25 protein-coding genes and 1 tRNA gene are annotated in these 24,018 nt (G+C 68.5%); 5 read left to right on the top strand and 21 right to left on the bottom strand.

Going from position 1 to position 24,018, the window contains the following annotated elements; all coding sequences use genetic code 11:
- Positions 1–105: 105 nt before the first annotated feature.
- A tRNA-Ala gene (locus RS84_RS13435) sits at positions 106–181 on the bottom strand.
- 195 nt (positions 182–376) lie between these two features.
- Between RS84_RS13435 and RS84_RS13430 the strand changes: the two genes are divergently transcribed.
- Together RS84_RS13430 and RS84_RS13425 are read left to right on the top strand one after the other, a co-directional pair.
- A complete protein-coding gene (locus RS84_RS13430) occupies positions 377–574 on the top strand; it encodes a hypothetical protein (protein WP_045258332.1) in 198 nt (65 codons plus the stop codon).
- The gene (locus RS84_RS13425) at positions 546–1,496 is read left to right on the top strand and encodes a CorA family divalent cation transporter (RefSeq protein ID WP_045258331.1); all 951 of its coding nucleotides are present in this window, start codon (positions 546–548) and stop codon (positions 1,494–1,496) included. Before RS84_RS13430 ends, RS84_RS13425 begins: the two co-directional genes overlap by 29 nt.
- Before the next feature lie 5 nt (positions 1,497–1,501).
- Here the strand turns inward: RS84_RS13425 and RS84_RS13420 are convergent, their stop codons facing one another.
- From RS84_RS13420 to rplU, 11 genes are all read right to left on the bottom strand, one after another.
- Positions 1,502–1,786: a hypothetical protein gene (locus tag RS84_RS13420; RefSeq protein WP_045258330.1), complete on the bottom strand. Its 285-nt coding sequence runs from the start codon at positions 1,784–1,786 to the stop codon at positions 1,502–1,504.
- A 95-nt stretch (positions 1,787–1,881) separates the two neighbouring features.
- Complete coding sequence (locus tag RS84_RS13415; protein ID WP_045258329.1) at positions 1,882–2,571, bottom strand: SDR family oxidoreductase; 690 nt, start codon at positions 2,569–2,571, stop codon at positions 1,882–1,884.
- Complete coding sequence (rsfS, locus tag RS84_RS13410) at positions 2,571–2,942, bottom strand: ribosome silencing factor (RefSeq protein ID WP_045258328.1); 372 nt, start codon at positions 2,940–2,942, stop codon at positions 2,571–2,573. Before rsfS ends, RS84_RS13415 begins: the two co-directional genes overlap by 1 nt.
- On the bottom strand, positions 2,942–4,192 hold the full coding sequence (locus RS84_RS13405; protein ID WP_045258327.1) for a hypothetical protein: 1,251 nt from the start codon (positions 4,190–4,192) through the stop codon (positions 2,942–2,944). Before RS84_RS13405 ends, rsfS begins: the two co-directional genes overlap by 1 nt.
- A complete protein-coding gene (gene nadD / locus RS84_RS13400; protein ID WP_045258326.1) occupies positions 4,189–4,791 on the bottom strand; it encodes a nicotinate-nucleotide adenylyltransferase in 603 nt (200 codons plus the stop codon). The genes RS84_RS13405 and nadD overlap by 4 nt, the downstream gene beginning before the upstream one ends.
- 6 nt (positions 4,792–4,797) lie before the next feature.
- Complete coding sequence (locus RS84_RS13395) at positions 4,798–5,022, bottom strand: hypothetical protein (protein WP_045258325.1); 225 nt, start codon at positions 5,020–5,022, stop codon at positions 4,798–4,800.
- 52 nt (positions 5,023–5,074) lie between these two features.
- A complete protein-coding gene (locus RS84_RS13390) occupies positions 5,075–6,328 on the bottom strand; it encodes a glutamate-5-semialdehyde dehydrogenase (RefSeq protein WP_045258324.1) in 1,254 nt (417 codons plus the stop codon).
- Between the two features lie 9 nt (positions 6,329–6,337).
- Positions 6,338–7,123 carry a glutamate 5-kinase gene (gene proB, locus RS84_RS13385; RefSeq protein ID WP_045258323.1) on the bottom strand — a complete coding sequence of 262 codons (786 nt, stop codon included), beginning with the start codon at positions 7,121–7,123 and terminating at the stop codon, positions 6,338–6,340.
- Positions 7,120–8,619: a GTPase ObgE gene (obgE, locus tag RS84_RS13380; protein WP_045258322.1), complete on the bottom strand. Its 1,500-nt coding sequence runs from the start codon at positions 8,617–8,619 to the stop codon at positions 7,120–7,122. The genes proB and obgE overlap by 4 nt, the downstream gene beginning before the upstream one ends.
- 76 nt (positions 8,620–8,695) lie before the next feature.
- Positions 8,696–8,953 (bottom strand): 50S ribosomal protein L27, encoded by a 258-nt coding sequence (gene rpmA, locus RS84_RS13375; protein ID WP_017202370.1) that lies wholly within the window; start codon positions 8,951–8,953, stop codon positions 8,696–8,698.
- Positions 8,954–8,971: 18 nt separating this feature from the next.
- Entirely contained in the window at positions 8,972–9,280 is a 309-nt protein-coding gene (rplU, locus tag RS84_RS13370) for a 50S ribosomal protein L21 (RefSeq protein WP_045258321.1), read from the bottom strand.
- A 213-nt stretch (positions 9,281–9,493) separates the two neighbouring features.
- On the opposite strand from rplU, the gene RS84_RS13365 reads away from it, so the two are divergent.
- A complete protein-coding gene (locus tag RS84_RS13365) occupies positions 9,494–9,760 on the top strand; it encodes a DUF4031 domain-containing protein (RefSeq protein WP_045258320.1) in 267 nt (88 codons plus the stop codon).
- Here RS84_RS13365 and RS84_RS13360 read toward each other — a convergent pair.
- Positions 9,725–12,187: an Rne/Rng family ribonuclease gene (locus RS84_RS13360; protein WP_045258319.1), complete on the bottom strand. Its 2,463-nt coding sequence runs from the start codon at positions 12,185–12,187 to the stop codon at positions 9,725–9,727. The two genes, RS84_RS13365 and RS84_RS13360, sit on opposite strands and share 36 nt — an antisense overlap.
- Positions 12,188–12,469: 282 nt before the next feature.
- Between RS84_RS13360 and RS84_RS13355 the strand changes: the two genes are divergently transcribed.
- Positions 12,470–13,081 (top strand): vitamin K epoxide reductase family protein, encoded by a 612-nt coding sequence (locus tag RS84_RS13355; RefSeq protein WP_045258318.1) that lies wholly within the window; start codon positions 12,470–12,472, stop codon positions 13,079–13,081.
- A gap of 64 nt (positions 13,082–13,145) precedes the next feature.
- Here the strand turns inward: RS84_RS13355 and ndk are convergent, their stop codons facing one another.
- The 5 genes from ndk to RS84_RS13330 form a co-directional block, all read right to left on the bottom strand.
- The gene (ndk, locus tag RS84_RS13350) at positions 13,146–13,562 is read right to left on the bottom strand and encodes a nucleoside-diphosphate kinase (RefSeq protein ID WP_045258317.1); all 417 of its coding nucleotides are present in this window, start codon (positions 13,560–13,562) and stop codon (positions 13,146–13,148) included.
- A gap of 1 nt (position 13,563) precedes the next feature.
- Positions 13,564–13,923, bottom strand: a complete 360-nt coding sequence (locus RS84_RS13345) for a DUF4233 domain-containing protein (RefSeq protein ID WP_235281494.1) — start codon at positions 13,921–13,923, stop codon at positions 13,564–13,566.
- A 35-nt stretch (positions 13,924–13,958) separates the two neighbouring features.
- Positions 13,959–15,311, bottom strand: coding sequence for a bifunctional folylpolyglutamate synthase/dihydrofolate synthase (locus RS84_RS13340; protein ID WP_045258315.1), 1,353 nt, complete (start codon positions 15,309–15,311; stop codon positions 13,959–13,961).
- Entirely contained in the window at positions 15,308–18,670 is a 3,363-nt protein-coding gene (ileS, locus tag RS84_RS13335) for an isoleucine--tRNA ligase (RefSeq protein ID WP_045258314.1), read from the bottom strand. The genes RS84_RS13340 and ileS overlap by 4 nt, the downstream gene beginning before the upstream one ends.
- Before the next feature lie 371 nt (positions 18,671–19,041).
- Complete coding sequence (locus RS84_RS13330; protein ID WP_045258313.1) at positions 19,042–19,884, bottom strand: DUF559 domain-containing protein; 843 nt, start codon at positions 19,882–19,884, stop codon at positions 19,042–19,044.
- Positions 19,885–20,129: 245 nt separating this feature from the next.
- Here RS84_RS13330 and RS84_RS13325 point away from each other — a divergent pair, with 245 nt between their 5' ends.
- On the top strand, positions 20,130–20,780 hold the full coding sequence (locus RS84_RS13325; RefSeq protein WP_045258312.1) for a pentapeptide repeat-containing protein: 651 nt from the start codon (positions 20,130–20,132) through the stop codon (positions 20,778–20,780).
- Between the two features lie 3 nt (positions 20,781–20,783).
- Here the strand turns inward: RS84_RS13325 and RS84_RS13320 are convergent, their stop codons facing one another.
- Genes RS84_RS13320 through RS84_RS13310 form a run of 3 tightly spaced genes read right to left on the bottom strand, consistent with a single transcriptional unit; the run spans position 20,784 to position 23,997 of the window.
- Positions 20,784–22,268 carry an ATP-binding cassette domain-containing protein gene (locus RS84_RS13320; RefSeq protein ID WP_045258311.1) on the bottom strand — a complete coding sequence of 495 codons (1,485 nt, stop codon included), beginning with the start codon at positions 22,266–22,268 and terminating at the stop codon, positions 20,784–20,786.
- A complete protein-coding gene (locus RS84_RS13315; protein WP_045258310.1) occupies positions 22,265–23,059 on the bottom strand; it encodes an ABC transporter permease in 795 nt (264 codons plus the stop codon). The genes RS84_RS13320 and RS84_RS13315 overlap by 4 nt, the downstream gene beginning before the upstream one ends.
- Positions 23,056–23,997 carry an ABC transporter permease gene (locus RS84_RS13310; protein WP_045258309.1) on the bottom strand — a complete coding sequence of 314 codons (942 nt, stop codon included), beginning with the start codon at positions 23,995–23,997 and terminating at the stop codon, positions 23,056–23,058. The genes RS84_RS13315 and RS84_RS13310 overlap by 4 nt, the downstream gene beginning before the upstream one ends.
- Positions 23,998–24,018: the final 21 nt, after the last annotated feature.

The raw sequence follows: 24,018 nt of genomic DNA, 5'->3' as shown, positions 1-24,018 counted from the left end.
CAGCCTACTGGGAGACCGGTGCGGATGCCGCGCGTCGCCGGGCGGCATCCGCGCGGTCTTCGCCGTGACGAAGAAAGCCCCCGGCGTGGCCGGGGGCTTTCTCTCTGGTGGACCTGAGGGGACTCGAACCCCTGACCCCCTGCATGCCATGCAGGTGCGCTACCAGCTGCGCCACAGGCCCATCTGCTTCCCCGGACCGACCAGGGCAACTCGAAAAGAATACAACACGAAACCTCGTGAGCACCAATCGGCGGACGACCCCCGGGCGCGTCGGCTCGAGGGCCCGCTAGCGCCGGGCAGGTCGCGGGTCAACCCTCTCGGCGGAGGCCGCCTTCCGCTCTAGCGTCGTGTGCATCGATCAACGAGGAGGAAGATCATGTCCAACCCGATCCCCCCGCTCCCGTTCCCTGACGGCGAACCGGACGAGACAGAAGACGTTCCCACCCGCGAGGTCGACGGCGACGAGGTGCTCGACCCGGATGCGAATCAGGATGCTGTCGACAGTCATGCCGCAGACATCGCTGCGACGCAATCGACCGAGGAGCATGGCGATCCCGATCTCGACCAACGCTGATCGACCCGCGGTGCGGCGCCCGTGGACGCGACTGACCAATCCTCGCCGCGAAGAGCTCGACGACGTCGCTAAGCGTCTCGGCCTGCATCCGCTCGTGATCGACGATCTGCTCGCCGGACGCCAGCAGCCGAAGGCCGAGACGTTCGATCGTGTTCTGTATCTGTCGATCTGGGACATCGATCGCAGCGACCGGGGTGCGACGATGACCGACACCGACCTCGCCCTGATCGTCACCGATGAGCAGCTGATCCTGGTGCAGCGCGGCGACACCGACGAGTTCCGTGATCTCGACGCGCTGCTGGAGGAGCCGAGACCGTTGAGGATCGACTCCCCTCTGGCTGCGGCTCACCGAGTGCTCGATGCCGTGGTGGGCGACTTCATCGAGCTCGGGGCCGCGGTCGAGAAGGACCTCGAGCGTCTCGAAGCGGATGTGTTCGACAGCCGCGTGCGGGAGGACTATCGGCACATCTACCGGCTCAGGCAGCGCATCGGCCAGATCGACAGGGCGTCATCCGGTCTCGCCGATGCGCTCAGCTCGGCGTCCGATCACATCACCCGCCTCACCGAGCGGCAGTCGCACCTGCGACCGTACTTCACCCACCTCCTGAACGACGCACGCGGAGTCGCTCAGCTCACCTCGACCGAGCACCAGTCTCTGAACGCGCTGGTGTCGAGCCATCAGAGCAACGTGGCGACCCGCCAGAACAAGGACATGCGCACGATCTCGGCGTTCGCCGCGCTCCTCGCGATCCCCACCGTGATCGCCGGCATCTACGGCATGAACTTCAAGAACCTCCCGCCCTTCGGATGGGAGTACGGCTGGATCGCCACGTCGATCGCCATCGTCGTGATCGACGTCGCCGCCTACGCCCTGTTCCGCAGGCGAGGCTGGCTCGGCACGTCCGCGACGGATGACGAGTAGCCCGGTCAGTCGGCCAGCAACGGCGGCAGATGCGGAATCTGGACCGGCTTCGTGGCACGACTGGGTGCGTGCATGCGCTCCAGATCCTCGAGCACCTCGAAGGCGGTCGAGTAGGTACCTCGCAACGGCAGATCTCTCAGCCACACCACGTCGACCTCGGTCGGCGCGAGTTCGTACACACAGGCCACCACGTGCCTCGTATCGTCCTGAGCGAACCTCAGGTCGTTGATCACCCACTCGGACGTCGTGATTCTGCGAAGCACATACCGCGGATCAGGATCGGAAGCCATCGTGCGGCCCTCCAGGTTCTCTCAGAAGAGAGAGTGCCTGAAGCGTTCACACAGGTGAAGACCCTTGACAATGCGGCCGAGAAGCCGGAAGGAGTTCAGCCGGAAGGTCTGACAGTGAGATCCGTGAGATGAGCATCGTCCGGAAGATCGAGCGCGAGGAGGATCGTCGTCGCCACGGACTCGGGATCGATGTAGCGGGAGGCGTCGTACTCGCGCCCCTCCTGCTGACGGACCTTCTCCTGCATGGGCGTCGCGGTGCGCCCAGGGTACACCGAGGTGACGCGCACGCCGTGTGGGGCCTCTTCAGCGCGCAGCGAGTCCGCCAGGGCCTTCAGCCCGTGCTTCGAGGCCGCGTACGCCGACCAGCCGGCGTGGGCGTTGAGCCCTGCGCCCGAGTTCACGAACACCACGCGCCCGCGCGATACGCGCAGCACCGGCAGGAGGAGCCTCGTCAGCTCGGCCGGTCCGACCAGGTTCACGGCGAGCTGCTGCTCCCAGAGCGAGGGCGGCAGATCCGCGACCGCGCCGAGATCGACGACGCCGGCGACGTGGATCAGCGAGTCGATGCGCTCGGGCAGCGCCTGCTTCGACAGCGCCCACGACAGCCGCCCGGGGTTCGACAGGTCGCCGACGAGGGCCGTCGCGCCGGGGAAGCGCTCCGACAGCTCTCGCGCGCGTCCGGCATCCCGCACGAGCATCACCACCTGATCACCGCGTTCGATCAGACGACGCGCGAGCACGGCCCCGATTCCGGAGCCGGCGCCTGTGATCAGGTGCAGAGGCATCAGGCGGGGTCGGCCGCGAGCTCGAACGGCACGACCGGGCAGTCCTTCCACAGGCGCTCCAGGCCGTAGTAGACCCGCTCCTCCTGGTGGAAGACGTGCACGATCAGGTCGCCGAAGTCGAGCAGGACCCAGCGGGCCTCGGCTCGCCCCTCGCGGCGCACGCGCTTGTGGCCCGACTCGAGGAGCTTGTCCTCGATCTCGTCGGCGATCGCGGCGACGTTGCGCTCGCTGTTTCCGGTGACGAGCAGGAAGATGTCGACGAGCGGCAGCGGCTCCGACACGTTCAGCGCGACCAGATCCTCCCCGCCCTTGCTGACTGCGGCATCGACTGCGATCTGCAGCATTTCTTCGGCGGTTTCAGGTGACTGCATCAGATCAATTTCGTTGTGAAGGCGACGATCAGGACGACACCCAGCGCGAGCGCCAGACCGCCCGCCACGATCGCGAGGGTGAGCATGAGCTTGTTGCCCTTTTCGGGTGCCGGCGGTCGGATGACCTCACCGGCGGGCTTGATGGTGCTGACCGCGGCACTCGCCGCGATCGGAGTCGGCGAGGATGCCGGGGGCAGCTCGCCGTCGATGAGCACGGAGTCGACGTCCTTGCCGTCGGCGACGCCGTGCGCGTGACCCTGCGAGCCGATCCCCTGCGGGAGCTCGTAGGAGCCGGTCACGAGGATCTCACCGGTCGAGGCGACCGGGCCGTCGAGGGAGCCCTCGCCGGCAGGACGGTTGAAGATCAGGGCGTTGGATGCCGTGTGCTGCGAGCCGCCAGAGCTGTCGGCCGACAGCAGTTCGTCGAACGACGGAGCGAACGACTGCGCCGGCGCGGCATCCGCGAGGAGGCCGTGTCCGAACGTCTCGCTCACGACAGGGCGCTCGCCCTCGGCGACATCGGCGTCGTCGGCGCTGTTCACGTCGGCGAGCACGTCATCCGCATCGTCGTGCTCGTCTTCGGCAGGCTCCTGCACCTCGATGCCGAGAGCCGCGACCGCGACCACCGGGTCGTCGTCGACGTGACCGAGATCGATCTCGACCGGAGTCGCGTCGTCTGCGAGTGGCATCTCGCCGACAGTGTCGGCCGCGGACGCGGCACTCACCGGCGCGACGTCGACCTGCTCGTCGATGTCGTCATCGTCGTCGTCGGAGGTGGCAGGGGCCGACGGCGCGAACGCGGGGATCGCCGAGACGATCTCCTCCGCGTCAGCGGCGCCGGTTTCGTCCTGCGCGGGCGGCGCCGCGGGGGTCTGCTCATCGGCGGCTTCCCCGGCCGGAGTCTCCTCGGCCGGAGCGCCCTCGGCCGGAGCATCCTCGGCAGGAGCCTCCTCGGTCGGTGCATCCTCCCCGCCGATCACCGGGACGGATGCGGTCTTGATGCGCTCCTGCTCGCGGATCTGACGACGGGTCAGCGGGGCTCCTGCGGAGTCGACATCGTGGCGCGGCGCGGGAGCGATCTCGACCGGTTCGGCCGGACGCGGCAGCGGCGGGACGGGCGGTGCCGCGGGCGCTGCCGCTGCAGCCGCCGCGTCTTCAGCGGAGATGACCGGCGTCGAACCCGTCAGTCGGATCTCTCGCAGCTGCTTGCGCGTCAGCGGACCGTGCTCTTGCTGATCCGATGTACTCATGCCTTGCTCCGATACAGATGATGCTTCGCGATGTATTGAACGACCCCGTCGGGAACGAGGTACCACACCGGCTCTCCGTCGTGCACCCGCTCACGGCATGCCGTCGACGAGATCGACAGCGCCGGCACCTCGAGCTGGCTGACGTCGCCGGGTGGGAGGCCGTCCGTGCTCAGGACATGTCCTGGACGAGAGACCGCGACGAAATGGGCCAGCTCCCACAACTCATCATGGTCTCTCCAACTGAGAATTTGCGCTACGGCATCCGCTCCGGTGATGAAGAAGAGCTCGGCATCCGGTCGATCGCGCTTCAGATCGCGCAGTGTGTCGATCGTGTACGTGGGCCCCTCGCGGTCGATGTCGACCCGGCTGACCGTGAACTGCGGGTTGGATGCGGTCGCGATGACCGTCATCAGATAGCGATGCTCGCTGGGCGTGACGTCGTGCTTCTGCCACGGGCGCCCGGTGGGCACGAAGACGACCTCGTCGAGATCGAAGGAGTGCGCGACCTCGCTGGCGGCGACCAGATGTCCGTGATGGATCGGATCGAACGTCCCGCCCATCACGCCGATGCGCGGGGCGCGCGAGGTCGTTGTGCTCATGCGGTCTTAGTGGCCGTGCCCCGCCCCGTGGCCGTCCTTGCCGTGCTTCGCGGCGAATGCCTCGGCCTTGGCCGAGTGACGGTTGGCGACGTTCTTGTACGACAGCGTCACCAGAGCGAGCGCGGTGAACGCGATCGCGGCGATGACTCCGAAGATCAGCGTCTCGAGCGGCACGTTGCCGTGATGCTCGGTCTCTGCGGCGGCCATCGCGATCTGTGCGACGAGGTTCATCCTTGCTCCAATTCGTGACCCGGGGGCGATACAGCGCCCCTAAGTCTAGCCCTCAGCCGCGGGTCTGACCCGCTCCACGCGCCAACCACTTCGTGCTGGTCAGCTCGGCCAGGCCCATGGGGCCGCGCGCGTGCAGCTTCTGCGTCGAGATGCCGACCTCGGCTCCGAAGCCGAACTCTCCGCCGTCGGTGAACCGGGTCGAGGCGTTCGCCATCACGACTGCCGAGTCGACCTCGGCGAGGAACCGCTCGGCGTTGCGGGAGTCGGTCGTCACGATCGATTCGGTGTGGCCCGTGCTGTAGCGCCTGATGTGCTCGAGTGCCTCGTCGAGCGAGTCGACGACCTTCATCGCGATGTCGAGGCTCAGGTACTCCGTCGCCCAGTCCTCCTCGGTGGCGGGGATCACGTTCGACACGAGGCCCGCGACCATGTCGTCGCCGTGGATCGCGACGCCCTCGCTCTGCAGCGCACTGGCGACCAGGGGGACGAGACGCGGCGCCGCCTGACGGTGCACCAGCACGGTCTCCACCGCGTTGCATACGCTCGGACGCTGCACCTTGGCGTTCACGACGATGTCGCGCGCCCAGTCGTCCGGAGCGCTCTCGTCGAGCAGGATGTGCACGTTCCCCGCACCGGTCTCGATCACGGGGACGGTCGATTCCGTGACCACCGCTTCGATGAGGCCTGCGCTCCCCCGCGGCACGAGCACGTCGATGAACCCCCGGCCGTGCATGAGCGCCTTGGCGCCCTCGCGACCGAAGTCATCGACGGTCTGGATCGCTTCGGGCGTGAGCCCGGCGCCGGCCACAGCGTCGCGCATCACAGCCACCAGGACCGTGTTCGACTCCAGGGCGGCGCTGCCACCGCGGAGCACGATCGCGTTGCCCGAGCGCAGCGCGAGGGCCGCGATGTCGACCGTGACGTTCGGGCGCGCCTCGTAGATCGCACCGACCACGCCGAAGGGCACGCGCACCTGCTCGAGCGCGACTCCGTTCGGCATCCGGTGCCCTCCGACGACCCGGCCGACCGGGTCCGGCAGAGCAGCCACATCGCGCACGGCCGAGGCGAGAGCTGCCACTCGCTTGTCATCGAGGCGCAGGCGGTCGATCAGCGATTCGCCGATTCCCCCCTCACGACCGCGGACGATGTCCTTGGCGTTCGCCTCGATGATCTGCGCGGCGTTGTGCTCAAGGGCCACGGCGATGGCCTCGAGCACACGTGCCTTGTCGTCGCTGGTGAGGGCTGCCGTGGCGCGAGACGCCTCTTTGGCGCGCTCCAGGCGCGCCTGCGGGGTCTGGTCGGTCATCTCGCCAGTTTAGGAGACGGCCGGCTCGAACCAGGTTCCTATTTCATCGCCCTTCAGCGCCCGCTCGACGAGGTCGGCGCTCGTGACGAGAACGCCGATGCCGGATGCTGCGGCAAGCCGCGCAGCGGAGACCTTCGTGGCCGCGCCGCCCGTGCCGACGCTGTTCACCACGGTGGACCCGAACTCGAGGCCGGTGAGATCGGCGTCAGGCGCGACCGTGTCTATCGGCTCGGCGCCGGGGTCGGTCGGCGGTTTGGTGTAAAGCGACTCGATGTCGCTCAGCAGCACGAGCGCGTCGGCCTGGATGAGTTGGGCGACGAGAGCGCCGAGGCGGTCGTTGTCGCCGAAGCGGATCTCCTGCGTGGCGACCGTGTCGTTCTCGTTCACGATCGGCAGGATCCGCAGTCCGAGCAGACGCTCCATGGCCCGGCGGGCGTTGGAGCGCGACATCGGATGCTCGAGGTCGCCCGTGGTGAGCAGCACCTGACCTGCCACGATGTCGAAGGGGCGAAGAGCCTCCTGGTACCGGAAGATCAGGATGTTCTGCCCCACGGCGGCCGCCGCCTGCTGCGTGGCCAGGTCTGTGGGGCGGGCGTCGAGGCGCAGGAACGGGATGCCGGTCGCGATGGCCCCCGACGACACCAGCACGACCTCGGTGCCGCGGGCGTGTGCGGCCGCGAGAGCGTGCACAAGCATGGGGATGCGCCAGGACGAGTCGCCGCTGATGGACGAGGAGCCCACCTTGACGACGATGCGGGAGGCTGTGGCCAGGTCCGCGCGCGTGCGGGCCGTCACTTCTCGTCCTCGCGGTATGCCGCGAGGCGCTGAGCCTCCACCTCCGCACGAGCCTCGGCCTTGGCATCCATGCGCTCGTAATACTGCTCGCGGCGCTCGGATGTGGTGCGGCGGCCGTTCGGGGCCAGACGCGGGTCGGTGCCACGGGGGGCGACCATGAGCTCGGCGGCCGAGGCCATCGTCGGCTCCCAGTCGAAGACGATGCTGTCGCCCTCGCCGATGACGACGGTCGATCCCTGGACGGCGCCGAGGCGGAAGAGCTCGTCTTCGACGCCCAGCTTCTCGAGGCGATCCGCGAGGAAGCCGACGGCCTCTTCATTCTGGAAGTCGGTCTGCTGAACCCAGCGGACCGGCTTCTCGCCGAGGATCCGGTAGATGTTGCCGTACGTGCCGCCCTCGACGCGGATCGTGAAGTCCTTCTTCGACCCCTTCGGACGGATCACGACGCGTTCGGCCGGCACCTCGAGCGCGGCCTCGGCGCGGTGCTTCTCGACGATCTCGCCGAGAGCGAAGGTCAGCGGCCGAAGCCCCTCGTGCGAGACCGTGGAGATCTCGAACACCCGGAATCCGCGTGCCTCGAGGTCGGGGCGGACGAGGTCAGCGAGATCGCGGGCCTCTGGCACGTCGATCTTGTTCAGGGCGACGAGCTGAGGGCGCTCCAGGAGAGGCGTCTGCCCCTCGGGCACCTCATAGGCGGCGAGCTCGGCGAGGATCACATCGAGGTCGGAGATCGGGTCACGGCCGGGCTCGAGCGTGGCGCAGTCGAGCACGTGCAGCAGCGCGGAGCACCGCTCGACGTGCCGCAGGAACTCGAGACCGAGGCCACGGCCTTCGCTCGCTCCCTCGATGAGCCCGGGGACATCGGCGACGGTGTAGCGGAAGTCGCCCTGCTGGACGACACCGAGATTCGGATGCAGAGTCGTGAAGGGGTAGTCCGCGATCTTCGGCCGTGCGGCGGAGATCGCGCCGATCAGGCTCGACTTGCCCGCCGACGGGTAGCCGACCAGCGCCACGTCGGCGACGGTCTTCAGCTCGAGGACCACATCGCCCTCGTAGCCCGGCGTGCCGAGAAGAGCGAAACCGGGCGCCTTGCGCTTGGGGGTCGCGAGCGCCGCGTTGCCGAGGCCACCCTGGCCGCCCTTGGCGACGACGAACCGCTCGCCGGGCACGATCATGTCGACGAGCACCTCGCCGTCGGTGCTCTTCACCACCGTGCCGACCGGAACAGGGAGCTCGAGGGTCTCGCCGAGGAATCCGGAGCGGTGATCGCCCATCCCAGGTCCGCCGTTGCCGGACGACCGGTGCGGCGAGTGGTGGTACGAGAGCAGCGTGCCTGTCTGCGGATCGGCGACGAGCACGATGTCGCCGCCGTCTCCGCCGTTGCCGCCATCGGGACCGCCGAGCGGCTTGAACTTCTCGCGGTGCACGGAGACACAGCCGTTCCCGCCCTTACCGGCACGCAGGTGCAGCGTCACGGTGTCGACGAAGGTGACCATGTCTCTCTCTCCTCAAAAACAGATTCGGGGCGGGCCGAAGCCCGCCCCGAATCGGATGTCTGCTGTGCTGGTGTGATTACTCAGCTGCTGCGACGATGTTGACGACCTTGCGGCCGCCCTTCGCGCCGAACTCGACCGCACCGGCGGCGAGAGCGAACAGCGTGTCGTCGCCGCCACGTCCGACGTTCACGCCGGGGTGGAAGTGCGTACCGCGCTGGCGGACGATGATCTCGCCTGCGAGGACCTGCTGGCCGCCGAAGCGCTTGACGCCAAGGCGCTGTGCGTTGGAGTCACGACCGTTACGGGTGGAGCTTGCGCCCTTTTTGTGTGCCATGTCCTGGTCTCCTCGGTCTTACTTGATGCCGGTGATCTTGACGCGCGTGAGCTCCTGGCGGTGGCCCTGACGCTTCTTGTAGCCGGTCTTGTTCTTGTACTTCTGGATGATGATCTTCGGGCCGCGGAGGTTGCCGAGAACCTCAGCCGTGACCTTGACCTTCGCGAGCTTGTCAGCGTCGGTGGTCACCGTGGCGCCGTCGACGAGCAGCACAGCGGCCAGCTCGATCTTCTCGCCCTGGGCAGCCTGCACACGGTCGAGCTGAACGATCGTGCCGACCTCGACCTTCTCCTGCCGCCCACCGGCGCGCACTACTGCGTAAACCACTTCATACCTGTTTCGTTGGGGAGCACGTCGGCTCCGAGAATCTCACGGGAAGACTGTTGCTTGCATGCGCCGCAGAGCGACGGGTGCGAACGCAAGACTCTCCGCTTCGTCCGTCAGGAACGACGCGGCTTACGCACCAAGGGACTACTTTACCGGATGCGGGGCAGTGTCGCAAAACGCCCGGAGGGGCGTGTCTGAACCTACGCTGGAGACATGACCGTTCTCGTCGACGACCCTCTCTGGCCCGCGCACGGACGGCTGTGGGCGCACCTCGTCAGCGACGACAGCCTCGACGAGCTCCATGCCTTCGCGCGCTCGCAGAGCGTGCCGGCGCGCGCGTTCGATCTCGACCACTACGACGTGCCGGAGGAGATGCTCCCCCGGCTCGTCGCCGCCGGTGCGCACCACGTCTCCGGCAAGGAGCTGGTGCGACGGCTCATCGCCTCAGGACTGCGCGTCCCCGCCAGAGACCGGCGCTGACGAGTCATTGTTGACGGCGACCGGCGTGCCGGTCAGCGCCGCCGTGGTGACACGACGACGGCCCCGCCCCTGACCGGGAGCCTTGGGCTCCGGCAGCGCGTCGAGAACCGAGTCGAGCAGCGCCTCCGCGGGAGACTTCGGCCCCTTGCGCTCTCCGCCGCGCTTCTTCCGCGGCTTCTTGGGGCGCTCGGCGGCTGCAGCCTCCACGACGGGTGCTGCAGCATCCGTCGTCTCGTCTGCATGCGGAACCCTCGTGGACGCCGCGATCTGCGCGAGTGCGGACTTCGCTCCCTCGGGGATGCTGTGCGTGACGACCTGGACCGGCTGCGCGCTCTGAGCCTGACCCTGCGAGCCGCCTCCTCGCTGGCGACGTCCCTGCTGACCGTTGCCGTTGCCGTTGCCGTTGGACGGAGCGCGATGCTTCACGACCGGGTCGTGGTGCACGACCACGCCGCGGCCCGCGCACACGTCGCACGCCTCGCTGAAGGTCTCCAGCAGGCCGAGGCCGAGCTTCTTGCGGGTCATCTGCACGAGTCCGAGCGAGGTCACCTCGGCGACCTGATGCTTGGTCCGGTCGCGGCTGAGGCACTCGATCAGACGGCGCAGCACGAGGTCGCGGTTCGACTCGAGCACCATGTCGATGAAGTCGACGACGATGATGCCGCCGATGTCCCGCAGGCGCAGCTGGCGGACGATCTCCTCCGCAGCCTCGAGGTTGTTCTTGGTGACGGTCTCCTCGAGGTTTCCACCCGAGCCGACGAACTTGCCGGTGTTGACGTCGACGACCGTCATGGCCTCTGTCCGGTCGATCACGAGCGAACCGCCAGAAGGCAGCCACACCTTGCGGTCGAGGGCCTTCTCGATCTGCTCCGTGATGCGGAACGCGTCGAACGGATCGGTCTCGTCCTCGTAGGCCTCGACCCGCTCGAGCAGATCGGGCGCGACGCTCTCGAGGTAGGCGCGGATCGTCTGCTGAGCATCCTGTCCCTGGATGAGCATCTTCGTGAAGTCCTCGTTGAAGACGTCGCGGACGATCTTGACGAGCAGATCCGGCTCGGCGTGCAGGAGTGCGGGCGCCTGCTGGCTCTCGACCTGCTTCTGAATGTGCTCCCACTGCGTGGTGAGGCGCTGCACGTCGCGGGTCAGCTGGTCTTCGGTGGCGCCCTCTGCCGCCGTGCGCACGATCACGCCGGAGGACTCCGGGAGCACCTCCTTGAGGATGCGCTTGAGGCGCGCGCGCTCGTTGTCGGGGAGTTTGCGGCTGATGCCGTTCATCGAGCCGCCGGGCACGTAGACGAGGTAGCGGCCGGGCAGCGAGATCTGGCTGGTGAGGCGCGCGCCCTTGTGGCCGACGGGGTCTTTGGTGACCTGCACGAGGACTCGATCGCCGGGCTTGAGAGCAAGCTCGATGCGGCGCGGCTGGTTTCCGGTCTCGACGCCGTCCCAGTCGACCTCGCCCGAGTACAGCACGGCGTTGCGGCCGCGGCCGATGTCGACGAACGCTGCTTCCATGCTGGGCAGCACGTTCTGCACGCGGCCGAGGTACACGTTGCCGATCAGCGATGCGTCCTGGTTGCGGGCGACGTAGTGCTCGACGAGCACGCCGTCCTCGAGGACGCCGATCTGGGTGCGGCCGTTCTTGGAGCGGACCACCATCTTGCGGTCGACCGACTCGCGGCGCGCGAGGAACTCGGCCTCGGTCACGACGGGACGACGACGCCCGGCATCGCGGCCGTCGCGACGGCGCTGCTTCTTGGCCTCGAGGCGCGTGGAGCCCTTGATGGCCTTGGGCTCGGTGATGTACTCGACGACTCGCTGACGCGGCTGACGGGGCTCGGAGCGCTCTTCGTCGGCGTCGGAGCCGCCGCGGCGGCGTCGGCGACCGCGAGCGGATGCCGAGGGCTCGTCCTGGTCCCGATCGGCGATGCGATCGAAGATGCGTCCGGTGCGGGCCGGAAGGGGCACGATCTCGGGCGCGTAGAAGTGCAGCTGAGTGGACACCTGAGAGACGAACACCTCGGGCAGCAGGCCGAGAGTGACCGCCGTGACAGGCTTCTCGGCAGGAGCGGGCTCGTCGACGGGAGCGGGCTCTTCCGCGGCCGGAGCCTCTGCTGCCGGGTCAGCCGGAGCGTCTGCTGCCGGGTCAGCCGGAACGGCGTCCTCGGAGGCAGCTTCCTCGGAAGCGTCGCCGGCGGCAGCGTCCGCAGCCGGCTCCTGAGGCTCGCCCTCAGCGGAGGCCGCCGATTCCCCGGCCGCACCGTCGTCGCTCGGCGACTCCGCGTCCGGAGACTCAGCGGCTTCGGGCACGCCTGCGGTGCCGGAGCTCTCTGCAGCCTCCGGAGTGTCGACCGCTACCTCTGCGGGTGCGTCGGCATCCGCAGAGAAGTCGAGGGTAGGGGTGTCGTAGTCATTCGTCTCATCGGCCATCTCTGGCTTGCTCCTCGCGCGGGACACTTCGTGCCTCGCGAAATCTCATGCGGCACCCGCGGGTGCCGCGAACTCACTCGGTGTGTGACCGGCTCATGGCTCTGGTCACGTGGGGCATCCGGCCCCGAAGTCTGCGTCGATGCGCGCTGCGGCATGCGCCGAGCGATGCATCACAGGCCATTATCGCACCATGTGCCGCGGTTCGCGGCATCCGCGCTCTTCGCCGGGGTTTCGCCGGTGCGTTTTCGCCCGACGCATAGCCATCACTGTGATAATCCACATATGAGCGAGCAGCGCACCCGCCCCGTCGTCTATGCCGTCTGGCTGATCATCGCGAGCGTCTTCGGCTGGTGGGCCGCATTCCAGCTCACCGTCGAGAAGTTCGCCCTGCTCGAGAACCCTGACACGACATTGAACTGCGACGTCAGCGTCTTCGTGCAGTGCGGCACCAACCTGCAGTCGTGGCAGGGGTCCGTGTTCGGCTTCCCCAACCCGATCATCGGGCTCACCGGATGGATGGCGCCTCTCGTGGTGGGCGTCGCGATCCTCGCCGGAGCCCGGTTCCCCCGGTGGTTCTGGGCGCTGTACGGGCTCGGCATCGCCTGTGCGTTCGTGTTCATCTGCTGGCTGATCGGCCAGAGCTTCTTCGACCTGCACACGCTGTGCCCGTGGTGCGCGCTCACCTACGTGGTGGTGATCCCCACGTTCTACTCCACGGTCCTGCAGCTTTTCCAGAACGGCACCTTCCGCGTCTCGGAGTCCGCGCGGGAGCGTGCACAGCGCCTCGGGGCGTGGGTTCCGCTCGCATCCATCGTCTCCTTCGCGCTCATCATCGTGCTCGCTCAGGTCGCCGGCGTCGACGTCATCGGCTCGGTCATCGGCCTGTTCCCCTGATCCGCTCCGGAGACGCGAAGAACGCCCCCCCAAACGGGAGGGCGTTCTTGCGTCTGTGCGAGATTCAGCCGAACCAGATGCCGAGCTCGCGAGCTGCGGACTCCGGGCTGTCGGAGCCGTGCACGAGGTTCTGCTGCACCTTAAGTCCCCAGTCGCGGCCGAAGTCGCCGCGGATCGTGCCGGGGGCCGCGGTGGTCGGGTCGGTGGTGCCGGCGAGAGAGCGGAAGCCCTCGATCACGCGATTGCCCGCGAGGCGGATGGCGACCGACGGGCCGGAGAGCATGAACTCCAGCAGCGGCTCGTAGAAGGGCTTGCCCTCGTGCTCGGCGTAGTGCGCGGCGAGCAGGTCGCGGTCGGGGTCGACCAGGCGGATGTCGACGAGGGCGTACCCCTTCGCCTCGATGCGGGCGAGGATCGCGCCGGTGAGGCCGCGAGCGACGCCGTCGGGCTTGACGAGGACGAGGGTTTCTTCGGTGGCCATGTCATTCACTCTCTGTCTGAGTCGGGGATTCGGCTGCGGGGCGTCGTGCGTCCAGCTTCGCCCCCATGATCGTCGCATACGCCCACATGCCGCCGAAAATCACGACGACCAGCAGGATCGCAGGCACGAGGATCGCGGAGAGGGCGATGATCGCCTGGATCACCCAGCCCGCAGTGATCGCCCACGGCCTGGTGATCATCCCCGCGACCGCGATGCAGGCGAGGCCGACCACCGCACCGCCTGCGATGCCCCACCACGGCGGCACACCCGCAGGCAGCGCCTTCAGCCCGAACACGGTGAGGCCGGCGAGGAAAACCACGATCGACTCGAAGCCCAGCACGATCGGAGCGAGCTTCTGCACGAGTGTTCGTTGACGTGCGGGGGTGCGCTGCGGACTCACGCGCGCCACCCCGATTTCCAGTCCTCTTCCTCGGCGAGGGTGATCGCCTCGCCCGCCAGGACGACCGATCCCGCGATGATGACGGCGCGCCGATCCGATGACGCCGCCCATTCTCGCGCCGCGTCGGCGGCATCGGCCAGCGTCGGGTGCACGGTCGCCCGATGACCAGCGGCCTCGACGAGGTCTGCGATCGTGTCGGCATCGCTGGCGCGATCGCTCTCCGGGGCGGTCGCGAACACATGAGCGGATGCCGGCGCCAGACGCGCGACGATGCCCGCGGCGTCCTTGTCGGCCAGCACGCCGAGCACGACGCCCCACTCGTCGAAGTCGAAGCTGTCGTCCATTGCCTGCACGAGGGAGGCCGCACCGTGCGGGTTGTGGGCGGCGTCGACGATCACGGTCGGGGCGATTCCCAGCAGCTGCAGGCGGCCCGGCGACGTCACCGACTGCAGTCCATCGGTGACGATGTCAGGCGCGATCGCCTTGTTCCCGCCGCCGATCAGCGATTCGACCGCAGCCACGGCGAGAGCGGCGTTGTGCCCCTGGTGAGCGCCGTAGAGCGGCAGGTACTCCTCGGCGTAGGTGCCGGCGAGGCCGCGGATCGTCAGCAGCTGACCGCCGACCGCGAGCTTCTGCTCCGCGAGGCCGAAGTCCGAGCCCTCGAAGGCGATCGTGGCGTTCCTCTCGGCGGCGACCCGGCGCAGCACCTCGGCTGCGTCGGACGGCTGCTCGGCGGAGACCACGGCCGCTCCCTCCTTGATGATGCCGGCCTTGACCTCGGCGATCGCCTCGATCGTGCTCCCGAGGCGGTCCGCGTGGTCGATGTCGATCGGCGCGAAGACCGCGACGTCGCCATCGGCGGTGTTGGTGGAGTCCCATTCGCCGCCCATGCCGACCTCGAGCACGAGCACGTCGACCGGGGCATCCGCGACGGCCACGAACGCGAGCACAGTGAGCAGCTCGAAGAACGTCAGCGGTGCGTCGCCCGCGGCCTCCAGCTCGGCGTCGACGATGCCGACGAAGGGCTCGATCTCGTCCCAGGCGTCGGCGACGGCCTCGTCCGAGATCGGCTCGCCGTCGATCATGATGCGCTCGGTGAAGCGCTCGAGATGCGGGCTCGTGAACAGCCCCGTGCGCAGGTCGTGCGCGCGCAGCAGCGTCTCGATCATGCGCGCGGTCGACGTCTTGCCATTCGTTCCCGTGATGTGCACGACCCGGTACGTCTTCTGCGGATCATCGAGAAACGCGAGGATCCGCGCGACGCGCTCCTTGCGCGGCTGCACCCAGCGCTCCCCTGCTCGGCTCAGGAGCGTCTCGTAGACGGCATCCGCCCTGTCGCGCGCGCTCATGCGCCTGCTCCGATCCGGCTGACAGCGATCGTGAAGTCGTCGCGGTTCGCGTAGGTGCCCTGCGCGATCACCGCCGTGTGCTCGGCGATCGGGAGCTCGGCATCGCTGCGGTGGACGCCGTGCTCGAGGGCCAGCGTCTCCCCCGCGACATCCGCCGCGTCGAACGCCATCTCGACGGCATCCGCGTCCTCCTCGCTCGCGAAGCGCAGGTCGAGGCGGATCCTGTCGCTCACGTCGAAGCCCGCGTTCTTGCGCGTCTCCTGCACGGCGCGGATCACATCGCGCGCAAGGCCCTCGGCTTCGAGCTCGGGGGTCGTGGCGGTGTCGAGCAGCACGAACCCGCCACTCGGCACGATCGCGAGAGCCTCGCCCTCCGGGCGACCGGTGGTCTCGAGCACGAGCTCGTACTCCCCGGGCTCCAGCGCGATGCCGTCGGCGGTCACGACGCCGTTCTCCTCCGTCCAGAAGCCGTTGCGCGCGGCCTGGATCACCTTCTGCACCTCTTTGCCGAGGCGCGGACCCGCGGCCCGGGCGTTGACGCTCAGGCGGTGGTCGATGCCGAACTCCGCTGCGGTGGTGTCGCTCTGCGCCACGAGCTCGACGGACTTCACGTTGAGCTCCTCGCGGAGGATGTCCTCGAACTGGCCGAGCGTCGCAGCGTGCGGCGACACGACGGTGAACCGCGCGAGCGGGAGCCGCACGCGCAGCTTCTCCTTCTTGCGCAGCGCGTTGCCGACGCTCGAGAGCTCGCGGACGGCATCCATCGCGTCACGGATCTCGTCGGCTGCCGGGAAGGCGCCAGCGTCCGGCCAGTCCTGCAGGTGCACGCTGCGCCCGCCGGTGAGGCCCTGCCAGACGCGCTCGCTCACGAGCGGCACGAGGGGAGCCGCGACGCGGCAGAGGGTCTCGAGCACCGTGTAGAGCGTGTCGAAGGCCTCTGTGCTCGTACCCTCCCAGAATCGGTCGCGTGAGCGACGGATGTACCAGTTGGTCAGCACCTCGGCGAAGTCGCGAAGACGAGCGGATGCCGTCGTCGAGTCGAGACCTTCGAGGTCGCTCTTCACGTCGCGCACGAGATCGCCGAGGCGGGCGAGGATATACCGGTCCAGCACGTCGGTGGAATCGGTCCGCCAGGAGGCCTCGTAGCCGCCCTCCTTGGCCGCGTTCGCGTAGGTGGCGAAGAAGTACCAGGAGTTCCACAGCGGCAGCAGGAACTCGCGCACGCCGGCGCGGATGCCCTCCTCCGTGACGGCGAGGTTGCCGCCGCGGAGCACAGAGCTCGACATCAGGAACCAGCGCATGGCGTCGGAGCCGTCGCGATCGAGCACCTCGGAGACGTCGGGATAGTTGCGCAGCGACTTCGACATCTTGTAGCCGTCGCTGCCGAGCACGATGCCGTGGCAGCTGACGCCGGTGAACGCCGGACGGTCGAACAGCGCAGTGGATAGCACGTGCATGACGTAGAACCAGCCGCGCGTCTGCCCGATGTACTCGACGATGAAGTCGGCGGGGGCGTGCGAGTCGAACCACTCCTGGTTCTCGAACGGATAGTGCACCTGGGCGTAGGGCATCGATCCGGAGTCGAACCACACGTCGAACACGTCCTCGATGCGGCGCATCGTGGACCTGCCTGTGGGGTCATCGGGGTTCGGACGCGTCAGGTCGTCGATGTAGGGGCGGTGCAGGTCGATCTCGCCCTCCGGGTTGCGCGGCAGCGTGCCGAAGTCGCGCTCGAGGTCTTCCAGCGAACCGTACGCGTCGACGCGCGGATACTCGGGGTCGTCGCTCTTCCAGATCGGGATCGGAGAGCCCCAGTAGCGGTTGCGGCTGATCGACCAGTCGCGCGCGCCCTCGAGCCACTTGCCGAACTGCCCGTGCTTGACGTTCTCGGGCACCCACGTGATCTGCTCGTTGTTCGCGAGCATCCGGTCCTTGATGTCGGTCACGCGGATGAACCAGCTCGAGACCGCCTTGTAGATCAGGGGGTTCCGGCAGCGCCAGCAGTGCGGGTACGAGTGCACGTAGCTCTGCTCGCGCAGCAGCCGGCCCTCGCCGCGCAGAAGGCGGATGAGCGGCGTGTTGGCATCCATCCAGAGCAGGCCGGCGACGTCGGTGACGTTCGGGAGGAACTTCCCGCCGTCGTCGAGAGAGAGGATGGTCGGGATGCCCGCGGCCCCGGCCACGCGCTGGTCGTCCTCACCGTAGGCGGGAGCCTGGTGGACGATGCCGGTGCCGTCGCTGGTCGTGACGTAGTCGTCGACGAGGATGCGCCAGGCGTTCTCGGTGCCGTAGGTCTCGGCATCCGCGTAGTAGTCGAACAGGCGGTCGTAGGTGACGTCCTGCAGCTCCGCTCCTCGCACTGTGGCGTCGACCGCGGCGAGCGCGTCTTCGGCGCTCTCGTAGCCCAGGTCTTTGGCATAGCCGGCGAGCAGCTCGCGGGCGAGCAGGTAGCGGTGAGCGGATGCCTCGATCGCGGCGTCCTCGCTGCCCGCGGCGGCATGCACGTCCGCAGCGCCGTTCGGCCCGGCCGGGAGCACCACGTACTCGATGTCGGGCCCGACGGCGAGCGCGAGGTTGGTCGGGAGGGTCCAGGGCGTCGTCGTCCAGGCGAGCGCGCGCACGCCGGTGAGCCCGAGCGACTCGGCCTTGGCGCCCGTGAGCGGGAACGTGACGGTGACCGAGGGATCCTGGCGGTCCTTGTACACGTCGTCGTCCATGCGCAGCTCGTGCGCGCTGAGCGGCGTCTCATCTCGCCAGCAGTACGGCAGCACGCGGTAGCCCTCGTAGGCGAGGCCCTTGTCGTACAGGGTCTTGAACGCCCAGAGCACGCTCTCCATGTAGCCGAGGTCGAGCGTCTTGTAGCCGCGCTCGAAGTCGACCCAGCGGGCCTGGCGGGTGACGTAGTCCTGCCACTCGCGGGTATACGTGAGCACCGAGTCCTTCGCCTTCGCGTTGAAGACGTCGATGCCCATGGCCTCGATCTCGCTCTTCTCCGTGATGCCCAGTTGCTTCATCGCCTCGAGCTCTGCCGGGAGACCATGCGTATCCCAGCCGAACACGCGGTCGACCTTCTTGCCCAGCATGGTCTGGAAGCGCGGGAAGACGTCCTTCGCGTATCCGGTGAGAAGGTGGCCGTAGTGCGGCAGGCCGTTGGCGAACGGAGGGCCGTCGTAGAAGACCCACTCGTCGTTCCCCTCGCGCTGCTCGATCGAGGCGCGGAACGTCTGATCGGTCTCCCAGAAGTCGAGCACCTCGCGCTCGATCTGAGGGAAGCGCGGGCTCGGTGCGACAACCTGGGTCTCTGAGCCGGTCGAAGCGTCGGCGGCGGGGCCGAAGGCGGAGGTGCGGGGGTAGGTCATGTCGTCTCGCAGGAGTCGTGGCGGATGCTGCTGCGAGGACGATCTGCCTGGATCACTGACCAGGCGAACCGCGGTACCACCTCGCTTACCGCGCCTCACGGCGGGGCCACTCTCACTGCGGCTGTGACGGGCCTGCCCCGCTCGGTTCTACTGAGTCCGAAGACCGTTCTTCCGAGAGCTCCCCGGTGATGGCCGGATCGATGCTCGTGTCTCCAGTGTACGCCGTGCGCACCGGCATCCGCTCGCCCCTCCCGGGTCTGTGCGTCGCCCGTGCGCCGCCCGCGCACTTGCCTCGGTCTTGTGCGCTTCCCGCGGCGGAATCTCCAGAATTCCTCCGAGGGAAGAGACCGTCTCCGAGGGAAGTGCACTGCTCAGGACGCCAGATGCAGGCCCTGAGCCACTGCTCGCATGATCAGGTCCTGCACCCTGTGCCATTCGAACATGATCTGCGTGTACGAGACGCGGATCACGGTGTATCCCATCAGCCTCAGCTCGGCGTCGTGACGGATGTCCTCCGAGCGCTGTGCGCCCACGTGATGCGCACCGTCGATCTGGACGACCAGACGATCGCCGATCAGGGTGTCGACACGATGCCCTGCGATCCAGATCTGCGTCAGCATAGGCAGCCTCAGCCAGCGGAGCCGAGTTCGCAGATACGTCTCCAGGCCAGCATCCGCGAAGGGCATTGCCTGCTCGAGCACTCGCCGCGCTGCGGGCTTCCACGAATAGCCGCGCAGCGTGTCGAGCGTCACCAGTGACTTGTTGAGCGCGGATTCCCATGTGGCGAGCGCCTGCTCGAACGGCTCGCACTCGGCGATGTTCGCGAGAACGTTCTCGATCGGGTCGACGAGCGCGTCGGGGGTGCGTGGGACGATCGGCTCACCCCAATGGACCTTCGCCTTGATGTGGCGGCCACCGGTTGCATGCGGCGACACGGCGACGTGCGGTATGTCGGGCTCCTCATGCAGCCAGAGGCCCAAACGCTGTGCCTGGGTACGACATGTGAAGACGACTCCGAAACGCGCAGCACTCACCAGCGCGGCATCCGCGTCCTTCAACGCGATCCAGCCGCGACGAGGCCTGATCAGCAGACCCGCAGCGGTTGCGGCATCGATGGTGCGCCGGGCGAATCCGCACGCCGTCAGGATCTGTGTCCGCACGATTCCTCCGCGCTCGGTCAGCAGTGCGACGAGTTCCCCGATCTTCTTCTGCATCGCCTCAGTGTGCTCGCGCAGGAGCGGGCTGCAGACGCGTCCCCCGGCATCCGTGGAGAACCGCTCGGACCCGCCTCCCGGTGCAGAAAGAGTAAGCAACGCGCCTGCCTCGGTCTTGTGCGCTTCCCTCGGCGGAATCACGAGAGGTCGACCGAGGCACCTGCACTTCTCCGAGCGAAGCGCACGCGGCGCCGGACGTGCGCTGCGGGCACAGCCATGTCCGAGCCAGCGCCTACGCTCTCTTCATGGCCCGCTCCCCCGAATCCCCTGCCGCTCCGCGCGTCTCCCCTCCCGACCTGCCCGAAGATCTCGAGCCCGCGACTGCCACGCGCGGCGCGGACCTCCTCGCCGCCCGGCTCGATCTCAGCGGCACCGCGAACCTCGCCTACGCCTCGCTCGAGCAGTGCACGATCGCGGCAGACGCGGATGCCGTCGACCTCACAGGCTCCACGATCCTCGACGTCGCCATGACAGGAGCTCGCATCGCCTCGCTCAAGATGCGCGGCGCAGGCATCCGCCGCCTCCGCATCTCAGGGGGCCGGATCGGCACGCTCGACCTCAGCGAGGCGCGCATCGACGAACTCGAGCTGCGCGACCTGCGCATCGACTACCTGAACCTCGGCGGCGCCAAGGCGACCGATGTCGAGATCACCGGGTGCGGCATCCGCACGATCGATCTTCCCCAGGCCGAGCTGACCCGCGTGCGCTTCACGGAGACGTCCAGCGACGAAGTCGACCCACGCGGCCTACGGGCGGCGAACGTCGACCTCCGAGGACTCGACGCACTGAGCTACCTCGACGCGAACAGCCTGCGCGGCACGACGCTGACGTCATTCCAGGTTCAGCAGCTCGCTGCCGTCCTCGCGGCCGGCATCGGCATCCAGGTCGCAGACTGAGTCTCAGGACCCCGCCGCGAGCAGCTCCTTCGTGAACGGATGCTGGGGCGCCGCGAACACGGCACCGGTCGGGCCCTGCTCGACGATGCGCCCGTCCTGCATCACGAGCACCTCATCCGCGACGGCCCCGACCACGTCGAGGTCGTGCGACACGAAGACCATCGTGAGCCGGCGCTCGCGCTGCAGCCGCACCAGGAGCTGCAGCACACGCTCGCGCACCGAGGGGTCGAGCGCAGACACGGGCTCGTCGAGCACGAGCACCTCGGGCTCGGCGGCAAGAGCACGGGCGATCGCCGCGCGCTGACGCTGCCCTCCGGAGAGCGCGATGGGCCGCCGCGCAGCCAGGGCGGGATCGAGATCCACTTCTCTCATCAGGTCGGCGACCCGCGCCGAACGGAGCGCCCGAGGCACCCCGCCCGCGGCGAGCGCCTCGCGAAGCGACCGGTCGATCGTCCAGCGCGGGTCGAAGGCGCCCAGCGGGTTCTGATGCACGAGCTGCACCCGGGGCGCGCCCGCCCAGCGCAGCTCACCGGCATCCGGTCTCTCGACGCCCACCATGATCCGTGCGAGCGTGGTCTTCCCCGACCCCGACTCGCCCACGATGCCGAGCGTGCGTCCCTGCGGCACGACGAAGGACGCCTCGCTCACGGCTTCGGTCTCCCCGAACCTCTTCGTCACGCCGGTCGCCACGAGCACCTGATCGGTGGCCGGCTCCTGTACGCCGCGGGGCGAATGCCGCGTGGCGTCGATGAGCCGGCGCGTGTACTCGTGCTGCGGACTCTCGAGCACCTCGCTCACGAGCCCCTCTTCGACGACGACGCCGTTGCGCATCACCAGCACGCGATCGGCGAGACGGCGCACGGCCGCGAAGTCGTGGCTGATGAACAGCACCGCGGTGCCGGCATCCGCGATCTCCCGCAGAAGCGAGAGGATGCGAGCCTGCACCGTGGCGTCGAGGGCCGTGGTGGGCTCGTCCGCCACGAGCACGGCAGGATCCGCAGACAGCGCTGAGGCGATCAGCGCTCGCTGGCGCAAGCCGCCCGACAGCTGATGCGAGTACTGACGCGCTCTGCGCTCGGGCTCGGGCATCCACACGCGTCGCAGCAGCGCGTGCACCTGCTCGGTCTCGGCGGGAAGACCATGCAGACGCCGGGCCTCGGCGACCTCGCGGCCGATGCGCTGCAGCGGATCGAGGGACACGAGCGCGTCCTGCGAGACCAGGGCGATGCGCGAGCCGCGAAGTCTTCGCCAGCCGTGCTCATTCAGGGCGCCTGCGTCGACGCCGTCGACCGTGAGACGTTCGGCACGCACCGAGGCCTCTCCTGGCAGCAGTCCCAGCAGCGCCCGCGCCGTGAGCGACTTGCCTGCCCCGGACTCGCCCACGATCGCCACGCATTCGCCCGGCGACACCGTGAGCGACACCCCGTCGACGACAGGCACTCCCGCGAAGGCGATGCGCAGCCCGCGAGCGTCGAGCGCCGGGTTCACGACGTCCGCCCAGAGCGAAGAACGCGACCGACGACCGTCGCTGCCACGACCGTGACGGTGATGGCGATGCCGGGGAAGACTGAGACCCACCACGCCTGACCGAGCACGTTGCGACCGCCCGCGAGCATGAGACCCCATTCCGGCGTCGGCTCGGACGGCCCGAGCCCGAGAAAGCTCAGGCCCGCCGCTGCGAGGATGCTCGACCCGATCCCGATCGTCGCCAGCACGCTGAGCGTGCCGAGCACCCCGGGCATCACGTGCCGCAGGAACGCCTGCACCGGCGGCACGCCGAGGATGCGCGCAGCCTCGACATGCTCGGCCAGCCGCAGGGAGCGGGTCTGCACACGAGCAAGACGGATGTACACGGGAGCCGCGGCCAGGGTCACCGCGATCGCGATGTTGACCGGCCCAGGACCGAGCACCGCGACCACCACCAGTGCGACGAGGAACTCGGGAAACGCCATCAGCACATCGTTCACCCGCATCATGGCCGCGTCGACTCCTCGAGGTGCGACGCCCGCCACCGCACCGATGAGCAGGCCTCCGACCAGGGCGATGCTCGTGGCGAGAAGCCCGATGCCGACCGATCGCCCCGCCCCGTGGACCACTCGGGAGAACACGTCGCGCCCGCTCTGGTCGGTGCCGAAGAGATGCTCGGCGCTCGGCGGCAGCAGCGCGGAGCGCACATCCGTGGACAGAGGACTCGACGGGGCCAGCGCGTCGGGCAGCACCGCGGCGAACGCGATCACCGCGAGCACAGCGACCGCCGCCCACAACAGCACGCGCTTCATCGTCCGCCCGCGCTCTGCGACCGCAGCCGCGGGTCGATCAGCGGATGCAGGAGCTCGACCGCGATGTTCACGCCGACGAACACGAGGGCGCTGAGCAGGATGATCCCGGTGATGACGGGCAGATCGCGGTTTCCGATCGCCGAGAGCGTGATGCGTCCCAGACCAGGGCGCGCGAAGACGGTCTCGACGAGCACGGCTCCGCCGAGCACGGATCCCGTGAGATAGGCCGCGAGCGTGATCGCACCTGCGCCGCCGTGCCGCAGCCCGTGCCGCAGCGTGAACCAGGAGGGTCCGGCACCCCGCGCGCGCACCGTCTCGGCGAACGGCATCCGCTCGGCCTGCACCAGGCCGTCTCTGAGCACCTGGCTCAACAGCGCCGCCACCGGCAGTGCGAGTGTGACGGCGGGGAGCACGAGCGTCGCGGGGTTGCGCGCACCCGACACGGGGAACCACCCCAGTCCGAACGCGAACACGCTGAGAAGCAGGAGTCCGATCCAGAACACCGGTGACGACAGCACGACCAGCTCGACTCCTGCGGCGATCGCGCGCCCGATCCTGCCGCGCACGATCACCGTCACTGCGAGCGCCAGCACGAGGGCGATCAGCAGAGCCAGCACAGACAGCTGCAGTGTCGCACCGAGCTGCCTGCCGATCACCTCGGCGACCGGCATCCGCAGCTGGTACGACTCGCCGAGATCTCCCTGAGCAAGCCGCCCGATGAACGCGAGGTACTGCTCCAGCGGCGGGCGATCGAGGCCGAGCTCCGAACGGATCGAGTCCTTCACGGTCTCGCTCACCTGGGCCTGCGGACCGAGCATCACAGACACGGGGTCGCCGGGGATCACCCGGAACGCGAGGAACGCGAGCGTGGCGGCTCCCCAGAGGACGACGACGGCGGATGCTGCGGCTCCGGCGATCCTCAGCAGTACCGCCCTCACCGTTTCACCACCTCGACTCGC

The sequence above is a fragment of the Microbacterium hydrocarbonoxydans genome, assembly GCF_000956475.1.
Lineage (GTDB): Bacteria > Actinomycetota > Actinomycetes > Actinomycetales > Microbacteriaceae > Microbacterium > Microbacterium hydrocarbonoxydans_A.
Note: the sequence above shows the minus strand (reverse complement) of the source record. Positions and strands in the feature narration are given on the sequence as shown.

Coding starts and splice junctions, on each gene's coding strand:
- RS84_RS13315 (WP_045258310.1), bottom strand. CDS start 23,059: ATGAAGCGCGTGCTGTTGTGGGCGGCGGTCGCTGTGCTCGCGGTGATC.
- RS84_RS13395 (WP_045258325.1), bottom strand. CDS start 5,022: ATGAACCTCGTCGCACAGATCGCGATGGCCGCCGCAGAGACCGAGCAT.
- RS84_RS13430 (WP_045258332.1), top strand. CDS start 377: ATGTCCAACCCGATCCCCCCGCTCCCGTTCCCTGACGGCGAACCGGAC.
- RS84_RS13340 (WP_045258315.1), bottom strand. CDS start 15,311: ATGAGCGCGCGCGACAGGGCGGATGCCGTCTACGAGACGCTCCTGAGC.
- RS84_RS13405 (WP_045258327.1), bottom strand. CDS start 4,192: ATGAGTACATCGGATCAGCAAGAGCACGGTCCGCTGACGCGCAAGCAG.
- RS84_RS13415 (WP_045258329.1), bottom strand. CDS start 2,571: ATGCCTCTGCACCTGATCACAGGCGCCGGCTCCGGAATCGGGGCCGTG.
- rpmA (WP_017202370.1), bottom strand. CDS start 8,953: ATGGCACACAAAAAGGGCGCAAGCTCCACCCGTAACGGTCGTGACTCC.
- RS84_RS13325 (WP_045258312.1), top strand. CDS start 20,130: ATGGCCCGCTCCCCCGAATCCCCTGCCGCTCCGCGCGTCTCCCCTCCC.
- RS84_RS13425 (WP_045258331.1), top strand. CDS start 546: ATGGCGATCCCGATCTCGACCAACGCTGATCGACCCGCGGTGCGGCGC.
- RS84_RS13360 (WP_045258319.1), bottom strand. CDS start 12,187: ATGGCCGATGAGACGAATGACTACGACACCCCTACCCTCGACTTCTCT.
- RS84_RS13330 (WP_045258313.1), bottom strand. CDS start 19,884: ATGCAGAAGAAGATCGGGGAACTCGTCGCACTGCTGACCGAGCGCGGA.
- obgE (WP_045258322.1), bottom strand. CDS start 8,619: ATGGTCACCTTCGTCGACACCGTGACGCTGCACCTGCGTGCCGGTAAG.
- ndk (WP_045258317.1), bottom strand. CDS start 13,562: ATGGCCACCGAAGAAACCCTCGTCCTCGTCAAGCCCGACGGCGTCGCT.
- RS84_RS13420 (WP_045258330.1), bottom strand. CDS start 1,786: ATGGCTTCCGATCCTGATCCGCGGTATGTGCTTCGCAGAATCACGACG.
- nadD (WP_045258326.1), bottom strand. CDS start 4,791: ATGAGCACAACGACCTCGCGCGCCCCGCGCATCGGCGTGATGGGCGGG.
- RS84_RS13355 (WP_045258318.1), top strand. CDS start 12,470: ATGAGCGAGCAGCGCACCCGCCCCGTCGTCTATGCCGTCTGGCTGATC.
- RS84_RS13365 (WP_045258320.1), top strand. CDS start 9,494: ATGACCGTTCTCGTCGACGACCCTCTCTGGCCCGCGCACGGACGGCTG.
- rsfS (WP_045258328.1), bottom strand. CDS start 2,942: ATGCAGTCACCTGAAACCGCCGAAGAAATGCTGCAGATCGCAGTCGAT.
- RS84_RS13390 (WP_045258324.1), bottom strand. CDS start 6,328: ATGACCGACCAGACCCCGCAGGCGCGCCTGGAGCGCGCCAAAGAGGCG.
- ileS (WP_045258314.1), bottom strand. CDS start 18,670: ATGACCTACCCCCGCACCTCCGCCTTCGGCCCCGCCGCCGACGCTTCG.